General features: G+C 70.3%; 22 protein-coding genes. 8 read left to right on the top strand and 14 right to left on the bottom strand.

What is annotated here, in order from left to right:
* Nucleotides 1-21: 21 nt before the first annotated feature.
* Both ACFYTT_RS05830 and ACFYTT_RS05825 read right to left on the bottom strand, forming a co-directional pair.
* Nucleotides 22-1,062: an enediyne biosynthesis protein UnbU gene (locus tag ACFYTT_RS05830; RefSeq protein ID WP_176094221.1), complete on the bottom strand. Its 1,041-nt coding sequence runs from the start codon at nucleotides 1,060-1,062 to the stop codon at nucleotides 22-24.
* Complete coding sequence (locus tag ACFYTT_RS05825; RefSeq protein WP_387257910.1) at nucleotides 1,059-2,843, bottom strand: CRTAC1 family protein; 1,785 nt, start codon at nucleotides 2,841-2,843, stop codon at nucleotides 1,059-1,061. Before ACFYTT_RS05825 ends, ACFYTT_RS05830 begins: the two co-directional genes overlap by 4 nt.
* An 894-nt stretch (nucleotides 2,844-3,737) precedes the next feature.
* Between ACFYTT_RS05825 and ACFYTT_RS05820 the strand changes: the two genes are divergently transcribed.
* Both ACFYTT_RS05820 and ACFYTT_RS05815 read left to right on the top strand, forming a co-directional pair.
* Nucleotides 3,738-4,277: a hypothetical protein gene (locus ACFYTT_RS05820; RefSeq protein WP_131054566.1), complete on the top strand. Its 540-nt coding sequence runs from the start codon at nucleotides 3,738-3,740 to the stop codon at nucleotides 4,275-4,277.
* Entirely contained in the window at nucleotides 4,274-4,630 is a 357-nt protein-coding gene (locus ACFYTT_RS05815; protein WP_387257909.1) for a hypothetical protein, read from the top strand. Before ACFYTT_RS05820 ends, ACFYTT_RS05815 begins: the two co-directional genes overlap by 4 nt.
* A gap of 34 nt (nucleotides 4,631-4,664) precedes the next feature.
* Here the strand turns inward: ACFYTT_RS05815 and ACFYTT_RS05810 are convergent, their stop codons facing one another.
* From ACFYTT_RS05810 to ACFYTT_RS05800, 3 genes are all read right to left on the bottom strand, one after another.
* On the bottom strand, nucleotides 4,665-5,234 hold the full coding sequence (locus tag ACFYTT_RS05810; protein WP_131054564.1) for a nucleosidase: 570 nt from the start codon (nucleotides 5,232-5,234) through the stop codon (nucleotides 4,665-4,667).
* Nucleotides 5,235-5,300: 66 nt separating this feature from the next.
* Nucleotides 5,301-6,023 (bottom strand): hypothetical protein, encoded by a 723-nt coding sequence (locus ACFYTT_RS05805; protein ID WP_387257908.1) that lies wholly within the window; start codon nucleotides 6,021-6,023, stop codon nucleotides 5,301-5,303.
* A 44-nt stretch (nucleotides 6,024-6,067) separates the two neighbouring features.
* On the bottom strand, nucleotides 6,068-7,465 hold the full coding sequence (locus ACFYTT_RS05800) for a PLP-dependent aminotransferase family protein (protein ID WP_387257907.1): 1,398 nt from the start codon (nucleotides 7,463-7,465) through the stop codon (nucleotides 6,068-6,070).
* A 28-nt stretch (nucleotides 7,466-7,493) separates the two neighbouring features.
* On the opposite strand from ACFYTT_RS05800, the gene ACFYTT_RS05795 reads away from it, so the two are divergent.
* A complete protein-coding gene (locus tag ACFYTT_RS05795; protein WP_387257906.1) occupies nucleotides 7,494-8,381 on the top strand; it encodes a DMT family transporter in 888 nt (295 codons plus the stop codon).
* A 33-nt stretch (nucleotides 8,382-8,414) separates the two neighbouring features.
* On the opposite strand, the gene ACFYTT_RS05790 is transcribed toward ACFYTT_RS05795, so the two are convergent.
* The 5 genes from ACFYTT_RS05790 to ACFYTT_RS05770 form a co-directional block, all read right to left on the bottom strand.
* Nucleotides 8,415-8,606 carry a DUF397 domain-containing protein gene (locus tag ACFYTT_RS05790; protein ID WP_387257905.1) on the bottom strand — a complete coding sequence of 64 codons (192 nt, stop codon included), beginning with the start codon at nucleotides 8,604-8,606 and terminating at the stop codon, nucleotides 8,415-8,417.
* Nucleotides 8,599-9,480 carry a helix-turn-helix domain-containing protein gene (locus tag ACFYTT_RS05785; protein WP_387257904.1) on the bottom strand — a complete coding sequence of 294 codons (882 nt, stop codon included), beginning with the start codon at nucleotides 9,478-9,480 and terminating at the stop codon, nucleotides 8,599-8,601. Before ACFYTT_RS05785 ends, ACFYTT_RS05790 begins: the two co-directional genes overlap by 8 nt.
* Nucleotides 9,481-9,753: 273 nt before the next feature.
* Nucleotides 9,754-10,140, bottom strand: a complete 387-nt coding sequence (locus tag ACFYTT_RS05780; RefSeq protein WP_387257903.1) for a hypothetical protein — start codon at nucleotides 10,138-10,140, stop codon at nucleotides 9,754-9,756.
* A gap of 190 nt (nucleotides 10,141-10,330) precedes the next feature.
* A complete protein-coding gene (locus ACFYTT_RS05775; protein ID WP_387257902.1) occupies nucleotides 10,331-12,256 on the bottom strand; it encodes a DNA/RNA helicase domain-containing protein in 1,926 nt (641 codons plus the stop codon).
* Nucleotides 12,257-12,384: 128 nt separating this feature from the next.
* Complete coding sequence (locus tag ACFYTT_RS05770) at nucleotides 12,385-12,720, bottom strand: nucleotide pyrophosphohydrolase (RefSeq protein WP_131052875.1); 336 nt, start codon at nucleotides 12,718-12,720, stop codon at nucleotides 12,385-12,387.
* Nucleotides 12,721-12,796: 76 nt separating this feature from the next.
* On the opposite strand from ACFYTT_RS05770, the gene ACFYTT_RS05765 reads away from it, so the two are divergent.
* The 4 genes from ACFYTT_RS05765 (at nucleotide 12,797) to ACFYTT_RS05750 (ending at nucleotide 17,467) form a co-directional block, all read left to right on the top strand.
* Nucleotides 12,797-14,086: a serpin family protein gene (locus ACFYTT_RS05765; protein ID WP_357212225.1), complete on the top strand. Its 1,290-nt coding sequence runs from the start codon at nucleotides 12,797-12,799 to the stop codon at nucleotides 14,084-14,086.
* A gap of 135 nt (nucleotides 14,087-14,221) precedes the next feature.
* Nucleotides 14,222-15,838, top strand: a complete 1,617-nt coding sequence (locus ACFYTT_RS05760; RefSeq protein WP_131052877.1) for a flavin monoamine oxidase family protein — start codon at nucleotides 14,222-14,224, stop codon at nucleotides 15,836-15,838.
* 208 nt (nucleotides 15,839-16,046) lie between these two features.
* The gene (locus ACFYTT_RS05755) at nucleotides 16,047-17,162 is read left to right on the top strand and encodes a sialidase family protein (protein WP_131052878.1); all 1,116 of its coding nucleotides are present in this window, start codon (nucleotides 16,047-16,049) and stop codon (nucleotides 17,160-17,162) included.
* The gene (locus ACFYTT_RS05750; protein WP_131052879.1) at nucleotides 17,159-17,467 is read left to right on the top strand and encodes a MoaD/ThiS family protein; all 309 of its coding nucleotides are present in this window, start codon (nucleotides 17,159-17,161) and stop codon (nucleotides 17,465-17,467) included. Before ACFYTT_RS05755 ends, ACFYTT_RS05750 begins: the two co-directional genes overlap by 4 nt.
* Nucleotides 17,468-17,501: 34 nt before the next feature.
* Here the strand turns inward: ACFYTT_RS05750 and ACFYTT_RS05745 are convergent, their stop codons facing one another.
* Genes ACFYTT_RS05745 through ACFYTT_RS05730 form a run of 4 tightly spaced genes read right to left on the bottom strand, consistent with a single transcriptional unit; the run spans nucleotide 17,502 to nucleotide 20,759 of the window.
* Entirely contained in the window at nucleotides 17,502-18,128 is a 627-nt protein-coding gene (locus tag ACFYTT_RS05745) for a response regulator transcription factor (protein ID WP_131052880.1), read from the bottom strand.
* A complete protein-coding gene (locus tag ACFYTT_RS05740; RefSeq protein ID WP_357212228.1) occupies nucleotides 18,125-19,327 on the bottom strand; it encodes a histidine kinase in 1,203 nt (400 codons plus the stop codon). The genes ACFYTT_RS05745 and ACFYTT_RS05740 overlap by 4 nt, the downstream gene beginning before the upstream one ends.
* A gap of 11 nt (nucleotides 19,328-19,338) precedes the next feature.
* On the bottom strand, nucleotides 19,339-19,782 hold the full coding sequence (locus ACFYTT_RS05735; RefSeq protein WP_131052882.1) for an ABA4-like family protein: 444 nt from the start codon (nucleotides 19,780-19,782) through the stop codon (nucleotides 19,339-19,341).
* Nucleotides 19,779-20,759, bottom strand: a complete 981-nt coding sequence (locus tag ACFYTT_RS05730) for a hypothetical protein (protein ID WP_357212230.1) — start codon at nucleotides 20,757-20,759, stop codon at nucleotides 19,779-19,781. The genes ACFYTT_RS05735 and ACFYTT_RS05730 overlap by 4 nt, the downstream gene beginning before the upstream one ends.
* Before the next feature lie 169 nt (nucleotides 20,760-20,928).
* On the opposite strand from ACFYTT_RS05730, the gene ACFYTT_RS05725 reads away from it, so the two are divergent.
* Nucleotides 20,929-21,939: a CehA/McbA family metallohydrolase gene (locus tag ACFYTT_RS05725; protein ID WP_387257901.1), complete on the top strand. Its 1,011-nt coding sequence runs from the start codon at nucleotides 20,929-20,931 to the stop codon at nucleotides 21,937-21,939.
* Nucleotides 21,940-21,990 lie beyond the last annotated feature (51 nt).

The raw sequence follows: 21,990 nt of genomic DNA, 5'->3' as shown, positions 1-21,990 counted from the left end.
CGACGTACTCGGTCGGTGCCGTTACGGCACGGGGTTCGGGGCGATCGTCGGCGGGGTCCCCCCGATGCGGGGCTCGGTGGACTCCGTACTCGACTCTCGGCGTGCCGCGATCCACAGTCCGGCTCCACGGCAGGCGCTGACGATCGTGAGGGCGAAGAAGACGCCGAAGGCCACGTGGAAGAGCATCAGGACGCCGTAGACCGCGGCGACCGAGAGACCGAACGTGATCTGGCCCGACGTGGACCTCGGCGTCGTACCCGGGTCGGTGATCATGTAGAGCGTGAAGAGCAGCAGCGCCATCCCGGTGAGCGGGGACATCGCGGCCAGGAAGGAGGTGTCGTCGGTGAACACCGCGCGCAGCGCCGCCTGGGCGGTGAAGCCGCCGATCCACGCGAAGATCAGTGGGAGCTTGCCGGTGAAGATGAAGTTGATGAACAGGCCCAGGCAGGCGAGGAAGGCGGGCAGCGCGATGTCGCCGAAGTGACCGAGGTTCTCGGTGAACTGGTACGGCGGCGCGATGCTGACGGTGCTGGCGTAGAGCACCAGCATCACCGTGATGCCGAAGTTCGAGGGGTTGAAGAAGTGCTTGTCGCCCCTTCCGGTCCGGACCCGGAAGATGTACTTGCTGCTGATCGTGACGACCGCGGCGACGATGAACAGGTCGAGACGGTCGCTGATGAACAGCAGCATCGCCAGCGCGAACCCGCTGATGTGCGCCGGCAGGAGGAAGTTGACCAGCGACAGCACCCGCTCGCGTCGGGTGGGCGCCTCGGTACGCGACAGGTACGCCGGCCGCCGCGCGTCCCGCTTGGCCACGAGCGTCTCGAGTGCGATCTCGGTCAGATAGCACATCAGGACCACGAGGATCATCTGGGCGATGGTCTGCTCGAAGCCGAGGAACAGATGCCCGACGATGTTGAGCACCATGATCGCGACGGCGAACCGACGCAGCGCCGCGAGCCGCATCTTCGCCGGGTCGGTGGGCCGCATCTTCGCGGGCAGGTCCCGCAGCCGGGTGCGGGGTGGCGCCGTCGGGGTGGGCAGCGTCAACGTCCCGGTCATGGCAGCACCACCGTGTGCCAGCCGCGGCCCACCTGCACCTCGGCGTTCTGCACCGTCCCGGTGGCGTCTCGCCAGGTCAGCGCCACCGTGTGGGTGTCTCCCGCGTCGTCGCCGAGCCCGAAGTGGACGTCGGTGCTGCTCTGCCCGCTGTGCCCGTTGCCGCCGTCGACGTAGGAGCGGAACGTGCTGCCGCTCGGGGTGGTGACGGTGGCCGTGGCGCCCATCGCGGCCGCGCCCCGCACCTCGTGGGTGGCCCGCAGACCCTCGATCACCTGTGGCGTACGGGGGCCGGTGGGGGAGGCGTCCTCGGTGCTCCGCAGGATCCGCAGACCGACGAACCCGTCACAGCCGTCGCAGTCGTTCACGACCAGCCGGGCGTCCGCCCACTGGTTCGCCTCGATCCAGTCCAGGTCGCCGTCGCCGTCGATGTCGGCCAGTGCGATGCCCCGCATCACGCCCCCGTCGTCAAGGCCGGAGGATTCCGCGACGTTCGCGTACCGGCCGTCGTCTGTCGGTGTCATGACGACCCGAGGCGCCGCACCACTGATGTCCGCGTCCCTCAGGTCGGGCCAGGCGCGGGGGTTGGCGATCAACGTGTCGTTGGAGAGTGCGAGTTCCTGGATCTCCGGCCACCGGTTCACCGGACCGCGGACGAAACCGGTCGCCTGGAGCAGCTCGACCCGCCCGTCGTTGTCGAGGTCGCCGACCTTGTTGTCCCAGGAGAAGGCGGTACGGGCGAGACCGAGGGCCTCGGCTCCCGGCCGGAAGGTGGGTACGCCGTCGTCCCGCACCCCGTCGCCGAGGAAGAGCAGTTGGCTCTCGAACAGGCCGTACTCGTGGGTGATGTTGCTGACGTAGACGTCGTACTCGTTGTCGCGGTCGACGTCGGCGATCGTGACGCCCATGCCCTTGAAGGAGTCCCGGCCGATCATCGTGGACCGGGGGTTGAGGAGTCCCTTGTTGCCGCCGTCGACGTTCTCGAACTTCAGTTCGCCGTCGACCGATCGGTTGACGAAGAAGCGGTCGGGACCGAAGTCGTTGGCGACGTACAGCTCCGGCAACGCGTCGCCGTTCATGTCGGCGGCGGCCACCGCCAACGTCCAGCCCCGCGAGTGGTCCTCGGAGAAGGCGTCCGCGACGAGTTCGTACGAGACGGCGGGGAAGCCGCCCCGGCCCAGCAGCACGTAGTTCTTCCCGCCGTTCATCGCTCGGGACAGCGAGTCGTTCATGTCGACCCGCTTCGGCGATCCGGTGTCGAGGAGTTGGGCGCCGTCGGCGAAGTAGTTGCCGATGAGGATGTCCATGATGCCGTCACCGTTGAGGTCGCTGAAGACCGCGGTGTTCGTGTACCAGTCGAGGTCGGCACCACCGTCGAGCACCTCGTGCGGCGCGAACGTCATGCCACCGGAGTTCAGGAAGGCGACCGGTCCGCGTCCCCAGAAGTAGACCAGGGCGTCGATCCAGCCGTTGCCGTCCAGGTCGGCGAGTCGACAGCCCATCGGGGCCTGCGTGTCCTTGTCGTAGGCGAGCCGTTGCCCGGCCGCGCCCGGGGCGATTCCGTTCTCGTCGAGCAGCGTCACCACGGGACTGCTGCCCATCGTGCTCCGGTCGATCCGGTGCACGCTGACGGAGTCCGATCGCGGATCGACCAGGCAGACCTCGTTGGCGTACGCGTCGCCGTCGAGATCGGCGACGGCGGCACCGGCACCCACCGAGCTGATCCACGATGCGATGTGGTCGACGGAGGGATTGACCTTGCGGACCGTCCGGACCGGATCCACCGCCGGATCAATAGCAGTGACACTGAGGGCAAAGGGTTCGGCGCTGGCCGAACTCGGGGCGGACGGGACGACGAATCCCAGTGTTATCGCGACGAGCGGAACTGCGAAAAGCGCCGCTTGGTACATCGGTCGTCCCTGGAAACCTATCGGCATCGCACTCCCAGTTCTCAAGTGCCAGCCGACCTGCAGCGAGAAACCGGAGGAACTGCTGGCGTCGCGTTCGCTTGAGCGGAGGACAACGGTGGCGTCCTGGATGCGAAAAGCGACCACCGCAGTCATGGAAATCAATCTCGACGGGACCGTCCACCGTGGACGCCGCCGTCCTTCGGCGGAACTTCCACATTGCGGTTATCCCATAGGTGAGACGGTGTGCGCAAGGGGGGCGACTGCCGCTCGGCGTCGAGATGCGACTATCGTCAGCCCCTCTGAGCAGTGAAAACTCGACCGACGCGAGTGTTGAACGACCGTTTGCGAAGGCAACACTGTGCCACAGTCGAACACCTGCCCGCGTCGGGGATCCGGCCCCCTTCCCGGTCGGGTGAGGGGTGGCGCTCGTCTGGCGTCGTGTGTCGTCCCGACACGCGACGGAGGCACCACTGGAAACGCTTCCAGTCGGTCCACCCCTTGCTTTTGGCGGCGTGAGTTGCTAAATCTCAGAAGCTCGATACGGCACCCTCCGCTGAAGGGAGTCGATGGTGATAGCGGTGCCAGCCCACCTGATCCAGCCGGGAGAAACGACAGAAACGACCATTTCCTCACCCCCTACGAAACGGCCGAGATGGCGGCGACGCGACGCAGTCCAGTGTGGCGGGAATGCGCTCTCTCCGTCAGGGCACGCGTCGTATCAGGGCGCTTTGCCCCCGACCTCCGAGCACCCGTGAAGTGAGGACTTCGATGAATCGGCTCAATTCCCAGCACCACCGTCCGGCGCTGTTGCTCTTCCTCGTCATCGTGGTCGCTCACTGGGCCGAGCACCTCGTGCAGGCGTTCCAGATATGGGGCCTGGGGTGGACGACCGCCGAGGCCCGTGGGGTCCTCGGGATGCCGTTCCCGTGGCTGGTCACCGAGGAGTGGATGCACTACGCCTACGCCCTGATCATGCTGGCCGGGTTCATCATGCTGCGCCCCGGCTTCACCGGCACGGCCAAGACCTGGTGGACCGTCGCTCTGGGCATCCAGGTCTGGCACCACTTCGAGCATCTGCTGCTGCTCATCCAGGTGCAGTCCGGCACCACGTTCTTCGGCCAGGCCGGCCCGGTGAGCATCGCCCAGCTCATCGTGCCTCGGGTCGAGCTGCACCTGTTCTACAACGGCATCGTCTTCCTGCCGATGGTCGTCGCCATGTTCCTGCACCGCCGCCCCGGTCCGGACGAGGCGGACGAGATGAACTGCACCTGCGCACCCCGCGAACTCACCGGCGCCGGCGTCTCATGAGGTCGCGGCACCGGCGGTGGGGCCTCGCGGCGGTCGCGCTGATCGTCACCGTCGGGGTGGCGCTGTCGCTGCGTCAGGGCGAGCCGGGCGCAGCAGCACCACCGCCGGCGCCGTCGTCCGGTCACCAGCACGGTGCCCCGCCCGATCCGCTCACCAGCGCGGTGCTCGCCCTCAACGTGATGGTCCTGCTGGTCCTCGCGGTGCTGGCACGATCGTGGCCGGCGGGGGTCCGCCGGACCGGCAAGATCCGATCGATGTGGCGCTACTCCGAACAGGACCAGGACGCCCCACCGGCCGACGACGACCCGTCGGCCGACCCGTCGACGACCTCGTCCCGATCGCGGCGACGATAGGGGCAGGATCGCCCGGCCCGGTCCGGGACCCCGGTCAGAGGTGGTCCCGGACCCAGCCGGCGAGCAGCCGCGCGCAGTCGTCCACCGACTCCTTCCAGGTCCGGTCCGCCCCGGCACCGGCCTCGTCGCTGACCTGCTTGACCAGCCGCACCGGTACGCCGAACCGCAGCGCGGTCGACGCCACCGCGTAGCCCTCCATGTCCACCAACTGGGCGCGGGCGGCCAGCTCGGCGCGCGTCTCGTCGTCGGCGACGAACCGGTCCCCGGTCGCCAGCACCGGCCCGTCACCGCCCAGCGCCAGCGGCGCCCCGACGCTCTGCCCGGTCAACCGGCGGATGAACTCGGTGTCCAGGTCGTGCTGGAGCACACTGCCGACCTGGTGGGTGCCCGTCCAGTCGGGGTGCAGCGCGCCGGCCGTGCCGAGGTTGACCACCGCCGACGGCAGCGGGCCACGGGCCAGCGTCGCCGCCACCGCGACCGCCGCGTTGACCTTCCCCATCCCGGTGAGCAGCACCGGCAGGCGCGCATCGAGGTAGGTGGCCTCCTCGGCGATGGCCAGGACGAGCAACGGACGGTCCGGGCTGATCGTTCCGCGAAGATCCATCCGGCGATGGTAGCGGCCGTTCGTGACCACCCCGTTGCCGGCGGCCACGGCCGGACGGGGACACCGTCAGCGTGCCCCCACGGTAGTAGCGGCGGCGGCGAGCAGGGTCCGCAGTTCGGCGTGCGGAAACCCGCCGGGTGTCGGTGCCCCACGGGTGCTGTAGAAGTCCCGCTTCTGCCCGTCCGCCTGGGTGGCCCACCGGTTGCCGTCCTCGTCGTGCTGCCAGACGACGCCGTGGTCGCGAAAGTCCGCACCCTGGAGCCAGTCCGTCCCACGCGGCCAGTAGCCGTCCCACCCCGACGGCCGCAGCGACGCGTACGCCGCCTCCACCGCCGCCACCGCCGCGTCCACGTCGTCGTCGGCGAAGACCGCGGCATACCGGCAGAGCAGCGCCAGCGGTGCCCCGGGATGCGAGTGGCCCGGATCGAGGGCGGCGATCGCCCGGCAGATCAGGTCGAGTTCCGACCAGCGCAGCGCGTACGGGTGCCAGTGCGCCAGATCGTCCCACCCCAGCTCTGCCGGCTCGGCCGAGCCCGGCACGACGATCTCCAGACTGTGGAAGTCGATTCCGACGTCGGCGGTCAGCAGCAGGCGACACCCGTCGCCGACCGCGAACTCCGCATCCGGGTCGTCTTCGTCCTCGTCGTCGTCGTCAGGTTCGTTGTCGACGTCGTCGTCGAGCAGGTCGCCGAGACGATCGGCGCCCGCGCCGTCCGCGTGGGCGAAGGTGTAACGAGCCCAGAACGAGGGACTGTGCAACGACTCGGACAGCGGTGTGGAGGTGGACATCGCACGATTCTCGTCGAGCCGTATGACACGATGCGGGAGGGTCGTCACGCCACCGTGCGCAGCGCCCGAGCGAGGCGGCGGACGGCCTCGTCCATCGCCTCGGGCGGGGCGGCGGCGTAGGTGAGGCGCAGGTGCGGTGCCGGCGGTTCGGCGGCGTACCAGGGGCGGCCGGGAAAGACGACGACCCCTTCGGCGGCGGCGGTCGCGGCCAGCGCCACGTCGTCGGTGCCGTCGGGCAGGCGTACCCAGAGGTGCAGACCGCCGCGCGGCACGGGCTGCCCGGCCAGGTCCGGCAGGTGCCGACGCAGCGCGGCCCGCAACGCCTCACGACGGGTACGCAGTGCGGCCCGCAGCGCCCGGCGGTGTCGCGCCCAGGCCGGTGCGGTGACGACCTCGATGGTGGCCTGCTGCAACGGCCCGGCGACGAAGAAGTCGTCGAGCAGTCGGGCCGCGCGCAGCCGGGCCCCGGCCGGGCCCCGTGCGCCGATCGCCGCGACCCGCAGACCGGGAGCGGCCGACTTGGTCAGCGACCGCAGATAGACGACGTGTCCGTGCGGATCGTCGGCGGCCAACGGTGGCGGGGCCACCCCGTCCAGCGTGAGATCACGGGCGTAGTCGTCCTCGATCAGGAACGCCCCGGCGTCGCGTAGCGCCTCGGCGACGGGGGCCCGCCGGTCGGCGGCCAACGTGGCACCGTGCGGGTTGGCGTGCAGCGGCTGGCAGTAGAACAGTCGCGCGCCGGTCCGGGCGAAGGCGGCGGCGAGCTGGTCGGGGCGTACCCCCTCGGTGTCGGCGGGCACCGGCACCACCCGCAGCCCGGCGGCCCGCGCGGCGGCCAACGCGCCCAGGTAGGTCGGCGATTCGACGAGCAGGGTGTCGCCGGGCGTGGCGAGCGCCCGCAACGCCGTCGACAACGCGGCCTGACCTCCCGGGCAGATCACCATGTCCTCGGCGCGCAACCCGCCGCCCGCCTCGCGGGCGAACCAGGCGCGCAGGTCCGCCCGCCCCTCGGTCGGTCCGCGCTGCCATGCGGCGGGCTGCCGGGCGGCGCGCGCGAGCGCGGCACCGAGCGCGGCGGCCGGTTGCAGCTCGGCGTCGAGGTACCCGCCGGACAACGGAATCGCGCCTTCCGGCGGTAACGCCAGTAACGCCTGCATCTCCTGCTCGCCGGCCGGGCGGGGACCGAGCGCCACCGTCTGCCAGGACAGGTCGGGCGCCGGTCGCTCGTCCGGCCGGGCGGCCACGAAGGTGCCCCGGCCGGACCGCGCCTCGATCAGCCCTTCGCCCACCAACTGTCGAATGGCCTCGGCAACGGTGACCGGCGACGCGCGGTGCCGGGCGGTCAGCTCACGCACCGACGGCAGCCGGGCACCGGGCTCCGCAGCCGCCGCCAGCCGCCGCAGGTCCAGGACAACGCGAGCGGATGCGTTATCGTGATCCATGAGAGAACAGAGTAGCGGTACTGCCCTGATGGCGATAACGGTGGACCGGCCGCTCGGCCTCGCCCTCGGCACGCTCGGCGTCCTCGCGTTCTCCCTGTCGCTGCCCGCGACCCGCGTCGCCGTGCAGCACCTCGACCCGTGGTTCGTCGCCTTCGGCCGGGCCGTCGGTGCCGCGCTGCTCGCCGGGGCGTACCTGCGACTCACCGCAGCCCCACCACCGACCCGCCGCCAGTGGCGACGCCTGGCGGTCGTCGCCCTCGGCGTGGTCGTCGGGTTCCCGCTGTTCACCTCGCTTGCCCTGACCACCCAGACCGCCGCCCACGGTGCCGTCGTCGTCACCGTGTTGCCCGCCATGACCGCCGTGTTCGCGGTGCTGCGCGCCGGGGAACGCCCACCGAGACGGTTCTGGGCCGCCGGTGCCGCCGGCCTGCTCGCCGTCCTCGTCTTCCTCGTCGCCACCGGCACCGTGCACGGCGCCCTGTCCCTGGCCGACGGCTATCTGCTGGCCGCCGTCGTCCTCTGCGGCCTCGGCTACGCCGAAGGCGGCGCACTCGCCCGCGAACTCGGCGGCGCCCGGACCATCTGCTGGGCCCTGCTGCTCGCGCTGCCGGTCACCCTGCCCGTCACCGTCGCGGCTGCCGTGACCCACCCGCCGCAGGCCGACGCCGCCGCCTGGTCGGCCTTCGGCTACCTGACCACGGTCTCCATGTTCCTGGGCTTCTTCGCCTGGTACGCGGGCCTGGCCCGGGGAGGCATCGCCCAGGTCGGCCAGATTCAACTCGCCCAGCCGGTGCTGACGCTGCTCTGGTCCGCGCTGCTGCTCGCCGAGACCGTCAGCGCGGCGTCGATCGTCGCCGCGCTGGTCGTGCTCGTCTGTGTCGTGTGGACCCAACGCACCCGCGTCCCCGCCGGGTGAGTGGTCTCGGCAACGGTGAGTGAGGTGTGTGCCTCAGCGGGACTTGGTGGCTCGGACGAAGCTGGTCCACTCCGTGGGGGAGAAGGCGAGGACAGGCCCGGCCGGGTCCTTGCTGTCGCGAACGGCGACGAGGCCGGGCAGGTTGTCGGCGACCTCCACGCAGTCGCCGCCGTTGCTGCCGCTGCGGGTGCTCTTGCGCCACTGGGCTCCAGCCAGATCAGCCATGGTGGACCTCCCCGATGATCTTGTTGATGAGCTGCCTTGATTCTGCCTCATCCAGGGACAGGTCATCGAGGCTCACCCACACCCGTTCGTAGGCTGCGTATTCCTCCGGACGATCAAGGTAGAGGGCCCCGGTCCACGACTCGCTGTAGATCACCGGCGGCTCTGGTGTGGTGCGTTTACCCGGCGGGAAATCGAGAATGACGAAGGTGCCCGCCTCCGCACCACGATGGATCCCGGCGGTCAACGGAAGCACTCGAATAGAGACGTTGTGCATCTCGCCTACGGTCAGCAGGTGAAGAAGCTGCTCAGCCATGATGTTCGGAGCACCGACTGTGCGAAGCAAGGCAGCCTCGGCGAGAATCACCTCCAGCTTGGGTGCCTTGGGCAGCCGCCGGTGCAATAGCTCCTGGCGATGCATTCGTGCCTCGACCAGTCGCTCGCGTTCCGCATCTGACTCCTCGTCTCGATGTTGGTAGACCGCACGGGCATAGGCTCGGGTCTGAAGTATGCCGGGGATCAGAGCCTCGTCGAAGCGACGGATGAACCCGGCAGCGGCTTCGAGGCCGACATAGAGCTCGAACCAGTCGGGGATGGCGTCGCCGTAGGAGTGCCACCAGCCCTTGGCCTTGGTCTCGGTGGCCAGAGCGACGAGGGCGGTGGTCAGCTCGGGTGTGGCGGCGTACAGCTCACACATGACCTTGACGTCGAGCGGGCGGGCCGGGCCGAGGCCGCTCTCCATGCGCCACATCTTCTGTCGGCTGCACTGCATCGCCTCGGCCGCGCCGTCGAGGGTCATACGTGCTTCGGTGCGAAGGTCGCGCAGTGCTCGCCCGAGCTGTCGCCGGGGGACTGTCGATCCCATGTCGTCGGCCATCCGCCACCCTCCCGTGTTGCGTTTTGTTACATCCGCACGCCATCGGTGAAACGTCGAACGGTTGCGTGAAAATGATCGGTATCAGCGCCGTCCGCGCGAAAGTGCCTGAGCCTCTGACCTTACAAGAAGTTCTGACAACGAGCCATCACCGCGCAATTCCCCTGGGCGTCGCACATCTGTCGTCTGACGCTGCGCTGAGGTGCGCTGAATAGCGGCCGTGCAACATCTTGTGATTCATGTACGCGAGTTTCAATGATTGCGGAAATGGCGACGTCAGCCGTCGATGACCCTGAGGTAGACGGTGCCGCTGGTGGTGTCGAGGTACACGACCCCGTGGTACTTCGTGGTCCGCACGTCGGCGGCATACTGCTCGTTGACCTGCCAGTTCCCGCTGTCTGGCAGGAAGGGACGAAGCGCGGTACTCAGCGTGCCGTCCCACCCGGCAGGAGCGGGCTGCCACTCGTACTGTTCGACGGCCGACACTCGGTCGCCAGGCTGCAACACGACCAACGCCTCGATGCGAATGTCGGTCGGACCGGGCGCGCGGGAATCGCCCGTCCCGGCGGCGCCCGCCTGCCAGTGCACCTCCGCGACGTCGCCGAGGTGCGGGAAACGCTTGGTGATCGGTTCCCGGTCGGTGCGTACGGGTGGTGGGCTCACGGTGGTGGTCCTCGCCGTCGGACGCCCGTGATCTCGTGTGCCGGTGACACAGCCGGTGAGGCCCAACAGGACTGCTGTCAGCAGGAGCCCAGTGCGGAGATCAGCCAATCGAACGTCCCTCCGCGCGATCCTCGGAGGCGTGGCGTTCGGGCCCGGTGCCACCGTGAAGGTCGGAATTCTCTGGCCCACCCTAACGTCGAGAAGCGGCCGTCGTGCCGCCGCCGGCCTCGGAGGGCTCGTACGTCGTCTCGACCGGACGTCGCACATCGAGAAGCGAGGCCAGGTAGTCGCGGGTCTCCGGGTCGGTGGAGTACAGGACGGTTCCGCGCATGCCCCGTGTCATGAGCACCTTGTAGGTGTTGCGGATCAGCCGGTCCGCCTCGTCGTCGCTGAGCGCCTTGCGGCTGCGGAACGCCGGGTCCTTCGACTCCGCCCGATCGGTGACCAGGCGGCCGTCCCGAGCGACGAGGTCCGGTCCGAGGATGACGCCCGACCACGCGTACTCGAAGCCCTGCGCCGTGTAGACGCAGCCCACCTGGCCGAATCCGTTCGGATCGGTGGCCCAGAACGCGCTGCCCGGTGCGTCGCCCACACTCCGGTCGCTCTTGACGTTCCACGGCCGCGCCCAGCTTCCGATCTGCACGTCCGCCACCAGGGAGTCGTCCGGGCAGGGGTCACTCCACGGCCAGCAGTAGCCCGCCGACATGCGGGCGGTCTCACCGGCGGCCTGCCGACCGGCCAGGAACGCCTCCATCTCCTCGGGTGACTCTGCCAGCCGCAGGTCGAGCCGGCCGTCGCCGGTCCAGACCGAGGGCTCACCACCGTCGAGGCCGAGCAGGTCGAGAACCCACTGCTCGTACGCGTCGCTGCCGCCGCACCGGAACTGGTCGTGCAGCGAGACGACCTCGACGTGCAGGTCGAGCTGTGCGGCGTACGCGGAGATGACCTCGACGTTGCCCAACTCGCCCGGCTTGACCACCTGGTGCTCGTCGAGCAGGAACACCGGCACCCGTGCCGCCGCGATCAGCTCGTCGATCTGGGGGCGTGCCTTGTCCCGCTTGGCCTTGGGCGTGAACCGGTTGACCGACGTCTCCCGGATGCGGTGTGCCTCGTCGCAGATCAGCACGTCGAGGCCGTTGCGTTCGGCGGTCATGAAGCTGTTGAAGTACCCGAACAGGTTCTTCAACCGCGACGAACCCTTGCCGGCGTACTTGCGCAGGGTCTGGGTGAACGACCGGGAACCGGTGGCGTGCATGACCGAGCGGTTCTGCCGGGCCAACTCACCGAGGACCGACAGGGCGATCACGCTCTTCCCACTGCCGGGGCCGCCCGAGACCACCACGACCGACTTGCGGTCCCCGGCGCGGGAGCGTTCCACGGCGTGCAGCACCAGTTCGTACGCCAGGCGCTGCTCGTCGAGCAACGTGAAGTGCGACCGCTGCTTCAACTCGGCTGCCGCGTACGACAACAGGTGCTTGCTCGGTCGGACGGCGCTGGTGAGGAACCGGTCGGCGGCGGCCGCGCCCGACGTGGGGGCCAGGTGGGTACGCAGGTGGTCGAGGAACTGGCCGCGCCGCTGCTTCGTGAAGATCCGGCTCTGCTCGGTGGCCCTGAGCTGGAAGAGTTCGTCGACGTCCCGGTCGACGGCGTTGTGCAGGTAGGCGACACCGGCGATCGGGGCACGTCGGTCGGAGAGCACACCGAGAAAGTCACCGAGGTACTCGCAGTAGTCACTGACCTGCACGCCCGGGTGCAGGCGCGGTTCGCGGGCGTGCTCGACCAGCACCAGCGTGTCGGACCCCTCGTAGGACTCCGCCCGCGACCACTGCTTGAGTTCCACCACCACGTAGGAGTCCTCGTCGGTGCGGGGGTGCGTGCCCACCAGGACCACGTCGACACGCTTGCTGGTCAATGGCAGTTGGTACTCGACGAGCATCTCGACCTGACCGAGTCCGGCATCGGCCAGATCCTGCGCGAGCACCGGCAGGCTCCGCTCCCAGGACCTGCGTTCGGCCGGGCTCACGCGACGGCCGATCGCGTCGATGATCCGGTCGGCGAGATCGCCGTTGGCGGCGTGACGGAGAAGTCCCTCGGCGGAGGTGCGGAACGCTGACAACACTTGCCCCCGGGCAGCACGAAATGATCGTGCGCATGGGGGGCGTGTCCGGTCGGCGCCGGAAGCCCGTCGTTACGCGCCTGTACGCGCCGGACTTTAGCGGAGAGATCATTTCTCCGCACGCACCGCTACCGCTTCGCCACCGAACCCTTGGCCTCGCTGACGGGATAGCGGGTGGCGACCTCGGTGAGCTTGTCCCGGGCGGCGTCCTCCAGGTCGATGTCGAGGACGTCCGCGAGTCGCGTCAGGTAGATCATCACGTCGCCGATCTCCGCGCGTACGCGGGCACCCGCCTCGGGGTCGGCCATGACCGCGCTCGCCTGCTCGGGGGTGAGCCACTGGAACTCGGCGAGCAACTCGCCGACCTCGCCCGCGAGGGCCATGGTGAGGTTCTTGGGCGTGTGGAACTGCTGCCAGTCCCGCTCGTCGGCAAAGGCGCGTACCCGCTCGGTCAGGTCTTTCACCGAGGCATGGTCTCACGGTGCGGGCCGCGAACCGTCGACCTGGCCCTACCGCACATACTTCGACTACCATCAATGTATGGTGTCGCGTCGATCTCTCTTGCGGACGGTGCCGCTCGCCGCCGCCGCGCTAACCGCCACCCGAGACCGTTCCCGTTGGTGGAACGAGTCGTCCACCTCGACAGAACCGACCCGCGTCCCGCCCGACCCGGCCGCGATGGCCGCCGCCGCGACTGCGGTACGCGGCTTCTCCGCCGGCCTCTACCGCGAGCTGGCATCGAGTCGCCCCGGCGGTAACGTGGTGTGCGCGCCGTACTCGGTCAATCTCGCACTCGCGATGACGCGGGCGGGTGCCCGCTCGACCACGGCGGACGAGATGGATGCCGTGCTCCACGCGCCGAATCCGCGGCCCGGCGCGCTCGACAGCGGGCTCAACACCGTCGCACAGTCGCTCGCCAACCGGTACCAGAACGGTGACGGCGTCGCGCGGCCCCTGCTGACCACGGCCAACGCTCTGTGGACGAGGCTCGACCTGGGCCTGCGCCACGGTTTCCAGAACACTCTGGCCGGCTACTACGGTGCCGCGCCGCACCCGGTCGACTTCCGGGGCGCTCCGGAGGCGACCCGCCAGGAGATCAACACCTGGGTGTCCGATCGGACCAACGCGAAGATCCCGGAGCTGTTGCCCTCCGGTGTCCCGACCCCCGACACCAGTCTGATCCTCACCAACACGACCTATCTGAAGGCGGCCTGGCTCTACCCGTTCAGGGCGACGGCCACGGCGGCGGAGCGGTTCACCAGGGATGACGGTGCCGGTGTCGACGTCGCGATGATGCGTGGGCCTTTCGACGGGATGGGCTACCAGGAGGGCGATGGGTGGCGCGCGGTCGACGTGCCGTTCGCAGGTGACGGACTGGGCATGGCGATCGTCATGCCGACCCGCAACGACCTGGCGGCGATCGAGGCCAACCTCGACGTCACGTGGCTGGGTGCATTGCTCACCGGCTTCCGGAACGCCCTCGTCGAACTGCGCCTGCCCCGGTGGACTTTCCGCCTGCCGGCGGAGTTGGCTGCCGCGCTGGGCAACCTCGGCATGCCGACCGCGTTCAGCTCGCGGGCCGACTTCACCGGCATGAGCACCGAACCGGCCCTGAGTATCGACGACGTGCTGCACGAGACGTTCATCGCCGTGGACGAGAAGGGCACGGAGGCGGCGGCCGCGTCGGCTGTCATCGTACGGCCGCCGTCGATCCCGCAGGGTCCGCAGTTCTTCGTGAACCGGCCGTTCCTGTACGTCATCCACGACCGGTTCACCGGTGTGCCGCTGTTCCTCGGGCGGGTGCACGACCCGCTGGTCACCGGCCCGTAGGGCGGCCTCCTCGCTGATCCGGGCGCCCGCCGCCTGCCCGGTGGCGCGCGCTGACCGGTCGGGCGGGTGTTACCGATGGGCTACGCCGATGAAACACGCCGCTGAGATCGTCGTCCATCGATCAAGGAGGCGGCGATGACGACACCCACCACGCGACGGCAGTTTCTCCAGGCGGTCGGGGTATCCGGCGGTGCCGGGGTGCTCTACGGGACGATGGGCGCGCTCGGGTTGGCTCCCGCCGCGCAGGCCGCACCGCCGTTCCGCGCGCCGAACCGGTCGGACTTCACGCTGACCGGGCGGTCCGCGAAGTCCGTCGTCGTGCTCGGCGCGGGCATCGCCGGACTGACCACGGCGTACGAGTTGGGCAAGGCGGGTTACCGGGTGACCGTGCTGGAGGCGCGGAGCCGCCCGGGTGGGCGTAACTGGACGGTGCGCGGTGGCACCAGCGAGACCGACCTCGACGGGCACACCCAGCGCGCCCGGTTCACCGGTGGGCAGTACATGAACGCCGGTCCGGCGCGGATCGCCCAGCACATGGTGACCATGGACTACTGCCGGGAGCTGGGCGTCCCGGTCGAGATCTTCGGCAACCAGAACGCCGACGGCTACTACTACAACGAGGACGTCGGTCCGCTCTCCGGCACACCGATTCGGCACCGCGAGGCGAAGGCGGACGTCTACGGGTACGTCTCCGAGCTGCTCGCCAAGGCCACCGACCAGGGTGCGCTCGACGGGCAGCTCACCGCCGACGACAAGGAACGTCTGCTGGAGTTCCTGCGCGGATTCGGCGCCATCGGCGGCCGGGTGGCGGGGAACCCGGCGGCCAGTTGGCGGTACGCGGGCACCAACCGCCGTGGCTACCAGGTCGAACCGGGCGCCGGCAACGAGGCGGGTACGCCGAAACTGACCCCGCACTCCCTGCCGGACGTGCTGGCCAGCGGCGTCGGCCGGTACTTCTCCTTCGAGTTCGGCTACGACCAGGCGATGCTGATGTTCCAGCCGGTCGGCGGAATGGATCGCATCGCGTACGCCCTGGAGGAGGCCGTGGGGCGCGGACGCATCAGCTACGGCGCGGAGGTGCGGTCGATCTCGAACACCGGCTCCGGGGTCTCGGTCGTCCACGCCGGACCCGGCGGTCGGGTGCGGACCGTCACTGCGGACTTCTGCGTCTGCACGATTCCGCCGCCGGTGCTGGCGCGGATCCCGTCGAACCTGTCCCAGCCGGTGCGGGCCGCCCTCGACTACGCGGTGCCGACCGCCACCGGCAAGATCGGGTTGCAGTACCGTCGGCGCTGGTGGGAGCAGGACGAGAACATCTACGCCGGCATCACCAACACCAACCTGGACCTGTCCGCGATCTGGTACCCGTCCTACGGCTACCACGGCGCGAAGGGTCTGGTCATCGGCTACTACAACTTCGGTGCCAACGCCCAGTCGTACGCGGCCCTGCCCCCCGCCGAGCGGGAGGCCCGCGCCGTCGCCCAGGGCGTGAAGATCCACGGCGAGGCGTACCGCAGCGAGGTGGAGGCGTCGTTCTCGGTGGCCTGGGAGCGGACCCGCCACAGCGAGGGCGGCTGGATGTCGTGGCCCTCGCGGACCAGCGGTGGGCACTACGGGCGGCTGCTGGAGCCGGACGGTCGGGTCTACTTCGCCGGTGACCACCTCAGCCACTACATCGCCTGGCAGGCCGGTGCCTTCGAGTCGGCCCGCAAGGTCGTGTCCGACCTGCACGCCCGCGTGATGTCGACCTGAGCTGTCCGACCCCTCCTCGTCTGCCCGCCGGGCGGACGGGTGTCGCGCGCCCACCGGCCGGAACTTGTCGTACCCGGCCGGTATGACCGTCAGTGAACGGCACCGGCGTGGCAATCGGGGTTCATCGGACACGACAGGAGAATGGCGACATGGCCACACGACAACACACACCACACCAGGTCGGCACCACGCGCCACGGAGAGCCGCGATGACCGGCGTACGGGTGCTGGTCGGCACCCGCAAGGGCGCGTTCCTGCTCACCTCGGACGGTCGACGCGCCGACTGGACTGTCGACGGGCCGCACTTCGGCGGCTGGGAGATCTTCCACCTCACCGGCTCACCGGCCGACCCGGACCGGCTCTACGCCTCACAGTCCGGCGGCTGGTTCGGGCAGTTGATCCAGCGCTCCGACGACGGCGGTAAGACCTGGGCCACCGTCGGCAACGACTTCGCGTACACCGGCGAGGTCGGCGAGCACCTCTGGTACGACGGCACGCCGCGCCCGTGGGAGTTCAAGCGGATCTGGCACCTGGAGCCGTCCCGCGACGACCCCGACACCGTGTACGCCGGTGCCGAGGACGCCGCCCTCTACGTCTCGAACGACGGCGGCCAGAAGTGGACCGAGCTGACCGCGTTGCGGACCCACCGGACCGGCCCGTCGTGGCAGCCCGGCGCCGGTGGTCTCTGCCTGCACACGATCATCCTGGACCCGGTGCACCCGGGCCGGATCTACACCGCCATCTCGGCGGCGGGCGCGTTCCGCAGCGACGACTCGGGCGCGAGCTGGCTGCCGATCAACAAGGGCCTGCGGTCGGGGGAGATCCCCGACACCGACGCCGAGGTGGGCCACTGCGTCCACCACATCGCCCAGCACCCGTCGCGGCCGGACACGCTGTTCATGCAGAAGCACTGGGACGTGATGCGCAGCGACGACGCCGGTGCGAACTGGCGTGAGATCAGCGGCGACCTGCCCTCGGACTTCGGGTTTCCGATCGCGGTGCACGCCCACGAGCCGGAGACGATCTACGTCGTACCGATCAAGAGCGACTCCGAGCACTACCCACCGGAGGGGCGGTTGCGGGTCTACCGCAGTCGCACCGGCGGCGACGAGTGGGAGCCGCTGACCACCGGGCTGCCGCAGTCCGACTGCTACGTCAACGTCCTGCGCGACGCGATGGCGGTCGACACGCTCGACGAGTGCGGCATCTATGTCGGCACCACCGGCGGGCAGGTCTACCACTCGGCGAACGGCGGCGACACCTGGGCGCCGATCGTCCGGGACCTGCCCCCGGTGCTCTCCGTGGAAGTCCAGGTGTTGCCGTGATCCGGGTCGTCCTCCCGGCCCACCTGAAGACCCTCGCCAAGGTCACCGGCGAGGTACGCCTGGAGGTGGCCGGTCCGGACGGGGGGCCGGCCACCCAGCGCCTGGTGCTGGACGCGTTGGAGGCGCGCTATCCGATGCTGCTCGGCACCATCCGGGACCGGCACAGCGGCAAACGTCGCGCCTTCGTCCGCTTCTACGCCTGCGAGGAGGACCTCTCGCACTCCCCACCCGACGCACCGCTGCCCGAGGAGGTGCTCACCGGCGCGGAACCGTACATCGTCCTGGGCGCGATGGCCGGCGGATAGCGGGCCTCCGTCGCGGCCGGGGGAGAGCCGACCGTCACAGCCCTCGGGCGAACAGCGCCAGCCGGACCCGGTTGGGGCTGCCGGTCTTGGTCATCAGGCTGGTGATGTGGGTCTTCACCGTGGTCACGCCGATGTGCAGCCGCTCGGCGATCTCCCCGTTGGACAGTCCCTCCGCGACCAGGTCGAGCACGTCCTGCTCCCGAGCGGTCAGACCGTCGACCGGTGCCGGTGTCTCGGCGCGGGCGTGCACCGCCCGAGTCACGAGGCGGCGTAGCACGTCCTGGCTGAACGGGCTGTCCCCGGCGGCGGCCCGCCGGACGCCCTCCAGCAGCTCGGTGGGGGGCGCGTCCTTGAGCAGGAACCCACAGGCGCCGGCGGTGAGCGCCGGATAGAGGTGGTCGTCGTCGCCGAACGTGGTCAACACCAGCACCCGGATGGCGGGCCGGTCGGCCAGGATGCGGCTGGTCGCGGTGATGCCGTCGACGCCCGGCATGCGCAGGTCCATCACCACCACGTCGGGGACCAACCGCGCCGCCAACGTGATCGCCTCGCGGCCGTTGTCGGCCTCACCGACCACCTCGATGTCGGGCTGCGCGTCGCAGAGCATGCGCAACCCGGCGCGGATCAGGTGCTGGTCGTCCACCAGCAGTACGCGGATCATGATGCCTCCACCGGGTGCGGCACGTCGCGGTCCGGCGTGGCGGGCAGCACCGTACGGACCCGCCAGCCGCTGCCGGTCGGCCCCGCCTCCAGGTGCCCGCCGAGGACCTCGACCCGTTCCCGCATCCCGGTGATGCCGTGGCCGCCGCCCGCCGGCACCGCCGTCGGGACCGCGCCGCGCCCGTTGTCCGTCACCTCCAGGTGCACCGCGCCGTCGACCACGGTGACGCTCAGCCGGGCCAGCGCGGCGGCACCGGCGTGCTTGGCGACGTTGGTCAGCGACTCCTGGGTCAGGCGCAGCACCGCCAGGCCCCGGACCGCGTCGAGTGACGCGACCGCCGGGTCGACCTCCGCCTCCACCGTCACCCCGGCCTGACGGGCCCGATCCACCGCCGCGCCGATCGCGGCCGGTACCGCCGACGGCTCGATCGCGGTGAGGGCCGCGTCGCCGCGTACGCCGTCCGGGTCGCGCAGCACCGCGACCAGCCGGCGCAGGTCGGCCAGGGCGGCGCTGCCGGTGCCGTGCACGTCGTCGAACACCTCGTCCACCCGGGGATCCAGGTCGGTCAGCACGTGCCGGGCCACGCCGACCCGCAGCACCATCGACGCCACGTGGTGCGCGACGACGTCGTGCAGTTCCCGCGCGATGGCGCTGCGCTCGTCGGCCCGGGCGGCGCGGTTCTCCGACTCGCGCCGCCGCTGCTCCTCCTCGGCGCGCTGCTGCGCCTGCCGGCCCAGCTCCTGCGTGGTCCGGATGACCAGGCCCAGCAGCACCGGCACACCGACGTCCACCACCAGCCCGGACGCCGCGGCGAGAAGCCACTCGACCGGTTCGCCCCGTACACCGGTCAGGTCGACCAGGGCCAGCAGACCGGCGCCCCACCAGATCGTGCGGGTCCGGCTCGCCCGCACGGTCAACTCCAGCAACGCCCACCCGGCGCCCACCTGGTTGATCATCACGTCGTCGATGACGTGGATCGCGACCGCCAGCAGCGCCACCTGCACCAGCAGGTTGCCCACCAGCCGGCGGAACAGCAGCAGCCCGGCGGTGAACGCGGCCACCGCCAGGACCAACTGCGTGGTGGTGGGCGTACCGGCGTGCAGCCCACCGAAGGAGAGGTAGAAGACGCCCGCGATGATGACCAGGACCATCCGCACGCGGGCGTCCCGCGCGTCGAACAAGCGACCCAGCCATCCCACGGTGACCAAGCCTAGGCCCTGCTGCTCGGCGCTGAGACCGGCCGGGTCCAGCGGGTACGCACCACCAGATAGACGGCCAGCCCGATCGGCCCGAGCAGAATCGTCGATACCAGCACCGGCGCCATGACCAGCGCGGGCATCCGCCGCTCGCGGCTGTCCCGCCACGCCCACGCCCCGACGAAGAGGTCGAACGCGATCATGTGCGCCCAGGCCGCCGCCGCACCGTCGTCGGTGCCCAGCAGGTCGCGGATACCGTCCAGGGTCGGCGAGGCCACCGCCGGCAGCACGTCGCCCAACGCGGGGAGCACCAGCACCGTGTAGATCACCAGGACCGGGGCCACGATCAGCGGCGAGGCGATGATCCGGCTGGTCATGTGCCAGCGCGGCAGCAGGATCATCAGCACCCAGAAGGGCGCGGCCAGCGCGAACGTCAGCGTGAACAGGGCGCCGGTCACACCGTCACCTCGTCCCTCGCGGCGTCGGCCTGCGCCGGGCTGCCGTCGACGGGCGCGGCCACCGGTTCGGGTCGACGTGGGCGCGCGAGCACCGCACCGACGGCGACCACGGTCGCGACCAGCAGCGCCGCGGCGGTGCCCAGGGTCAGCGCGTCCGGGCCCAGCAGCGGCTGTCCGCGCAACGCCTGCCAGGTCAGGAGCAGAGTTCCCGCACCGTACGCCGTGCCGGCCACCACCAGCAGCCGCACCTGGGCACGCTGATCCAGCCGCCCGCTGCGGAACCGGCCCAGCAGCAGGGCCAGGACCGGCAGCACCTGCAACGCGTGCATGCCCACGAAGTGCGGGATCCGCAGGTCCCCACCGGTGGTGCTCCAGCCCAGGACCGGCAACCCGGGGCCACCGTCCGGTACGCCGACACTGTGCGCCCCGACGATCCCGGCGACAGCCGATTCCGCGCCGTTCATCGTCATCGGGACCGCGGTCAGCATGCCGAGCAGCGTCAGACCCAGACCCAGCCCCACCGCGTACCGGCCGACCCGGTCGGGGATCGGTCGCCGCAGCACCGCCACACCGATGACGATGTGCGCGACCATCAGCACGTTGATCGCTATTCCCATCGCCTGCCAGAGGGCGGCGTTCAGCGGGCTGCTCACGTTGAAGTGGCTGGTGGTGCCGCGCAGCACCTGCCCGACGATGATCGTCATCTCCACCACCCCCATGGCGACGACGACGGTGCCGGCCCATTCCGCGACCCGGCTGCGCCGGGGCAGCAGGGTGAGCATCCAGGCCAGGGTGGCGCCGTACAGCATCAACGAGACGGAGAACTTCAACGGCTTGAGCCAGATCGGCGCGCCGGTCAGGACCCGGGGATCGGCGAAGACACCGACGGCGCAGACGACGGCGAGGACCGCCATCGCCGAGACGAAGACCAACAGGGGACGGTGCCAGGGTGCCCGCAGGGGCAGCGCGGAAGACATGTCCTGATGCTGTTCGGGCGGCGACCCGGAAGCGCCCGACCAGCGGCCCCACCTGCGGCCGTCGGTTCGAGCGGCGTCTCCTACCCAGGTCGGAGGTGCCGGCCGTACCTCCGGCCAGGGCCGGGGGAGTGCCCCCTGGCGGGGACGCGATCCGCGTACGCTGCCGGGCATGGTCACCCGACCGGACGCTGCGCCGCGATACCCGGCCCTGCGGGCCACGGGCCGGGGTCCGGCCTGGTATCGGGGCGACTGTCACCTGCATTCCGTGCTCTCCCAGGGCGCGGATGTGAGCGTGCCGCAGCTCACGGCGGCGGCCCGTGCGCTCGGGTTGGACTTCGTCGCGACCACCGAACACGACACCGTCCGTGGCCATGAGCAGTGGGCTCCGCCCCACTCCGGCGACGACCTGTTGGTGATCCTCGGTCAGGAGGTCACCACCCGCACCGGCCACTGGCTGGCCCTCGGACTCCCGCCGGAGCAGCACGTCGACTCCGGCTACGGCATCCGTGACGACACCGTCGAACGCCATCTGGATCGGGTACGCCACACCGGCGGCCTCTGCGTGCTGGCCCACCCGTACGCGCCGTACCCGTCAGGGACGTCGGCCTACCCGTACCGCTGGTTCGACGCGGTGGAGGTGTGGAACGGCCTCTGGGCGTCTGACCTGCCGTGGAACGCCGACAACGAGGCCGCCCTGGCCGAGTGGGGACGCACCCTGGCCCACGATGTCCACCGGGGACGCTGGCGACCGGCGGTCGGCAACAGCGACACCCACCTCGCCGGCCAACTCGGCACACCGCACACCGTCGTGTTCGCCGAGGACCTGAGCACCGAAGCGATACTCGCCGGCCTCCGCCACGGCCGCAGCTGGATCGCCGAGTCGACCGCCGTCCACCTCAAGGTCGAGGCGTCGACCGCCGACCACGTCGCCGCCGTCGGCCAACACCTACCCACCGGCGGCGAGCAGGCCACCGTACGCGTCGAGGTGTCCGGGGTGCCCTCCGGTGTCGTCACCCTGCACACCGAACGTGGCATCGTGCGCCGTGCGACGCTGTCTCCCGACGGGACGGGTACGACCCGGTGGCGCACCACGGCGGACGATGCCGGCCACGTCCGCGTCGAGGTCCGCCACCCCACCCGCCAGATGGCCGCCCTCACCAACCCCATCATCCTGACCTGAAACGCCCTCGTCGTCTCCGACGAGCATCGACGCTGGGACAGTAGATAGGTG

The sequence above is a fragment of the Micromonospora sp. NPDC003816 genome (assembly GCF_042874705.1).
GTDB lineage: Bacteria > Actinomycetota > Actinomycetes > Mycobacteriales > Micromonosporaceae > Micromonospora.
Note: the sequence above shows the minus strand (reverse complement) of the source record. Positions and strands in the feature narration are given on the sequence as shown.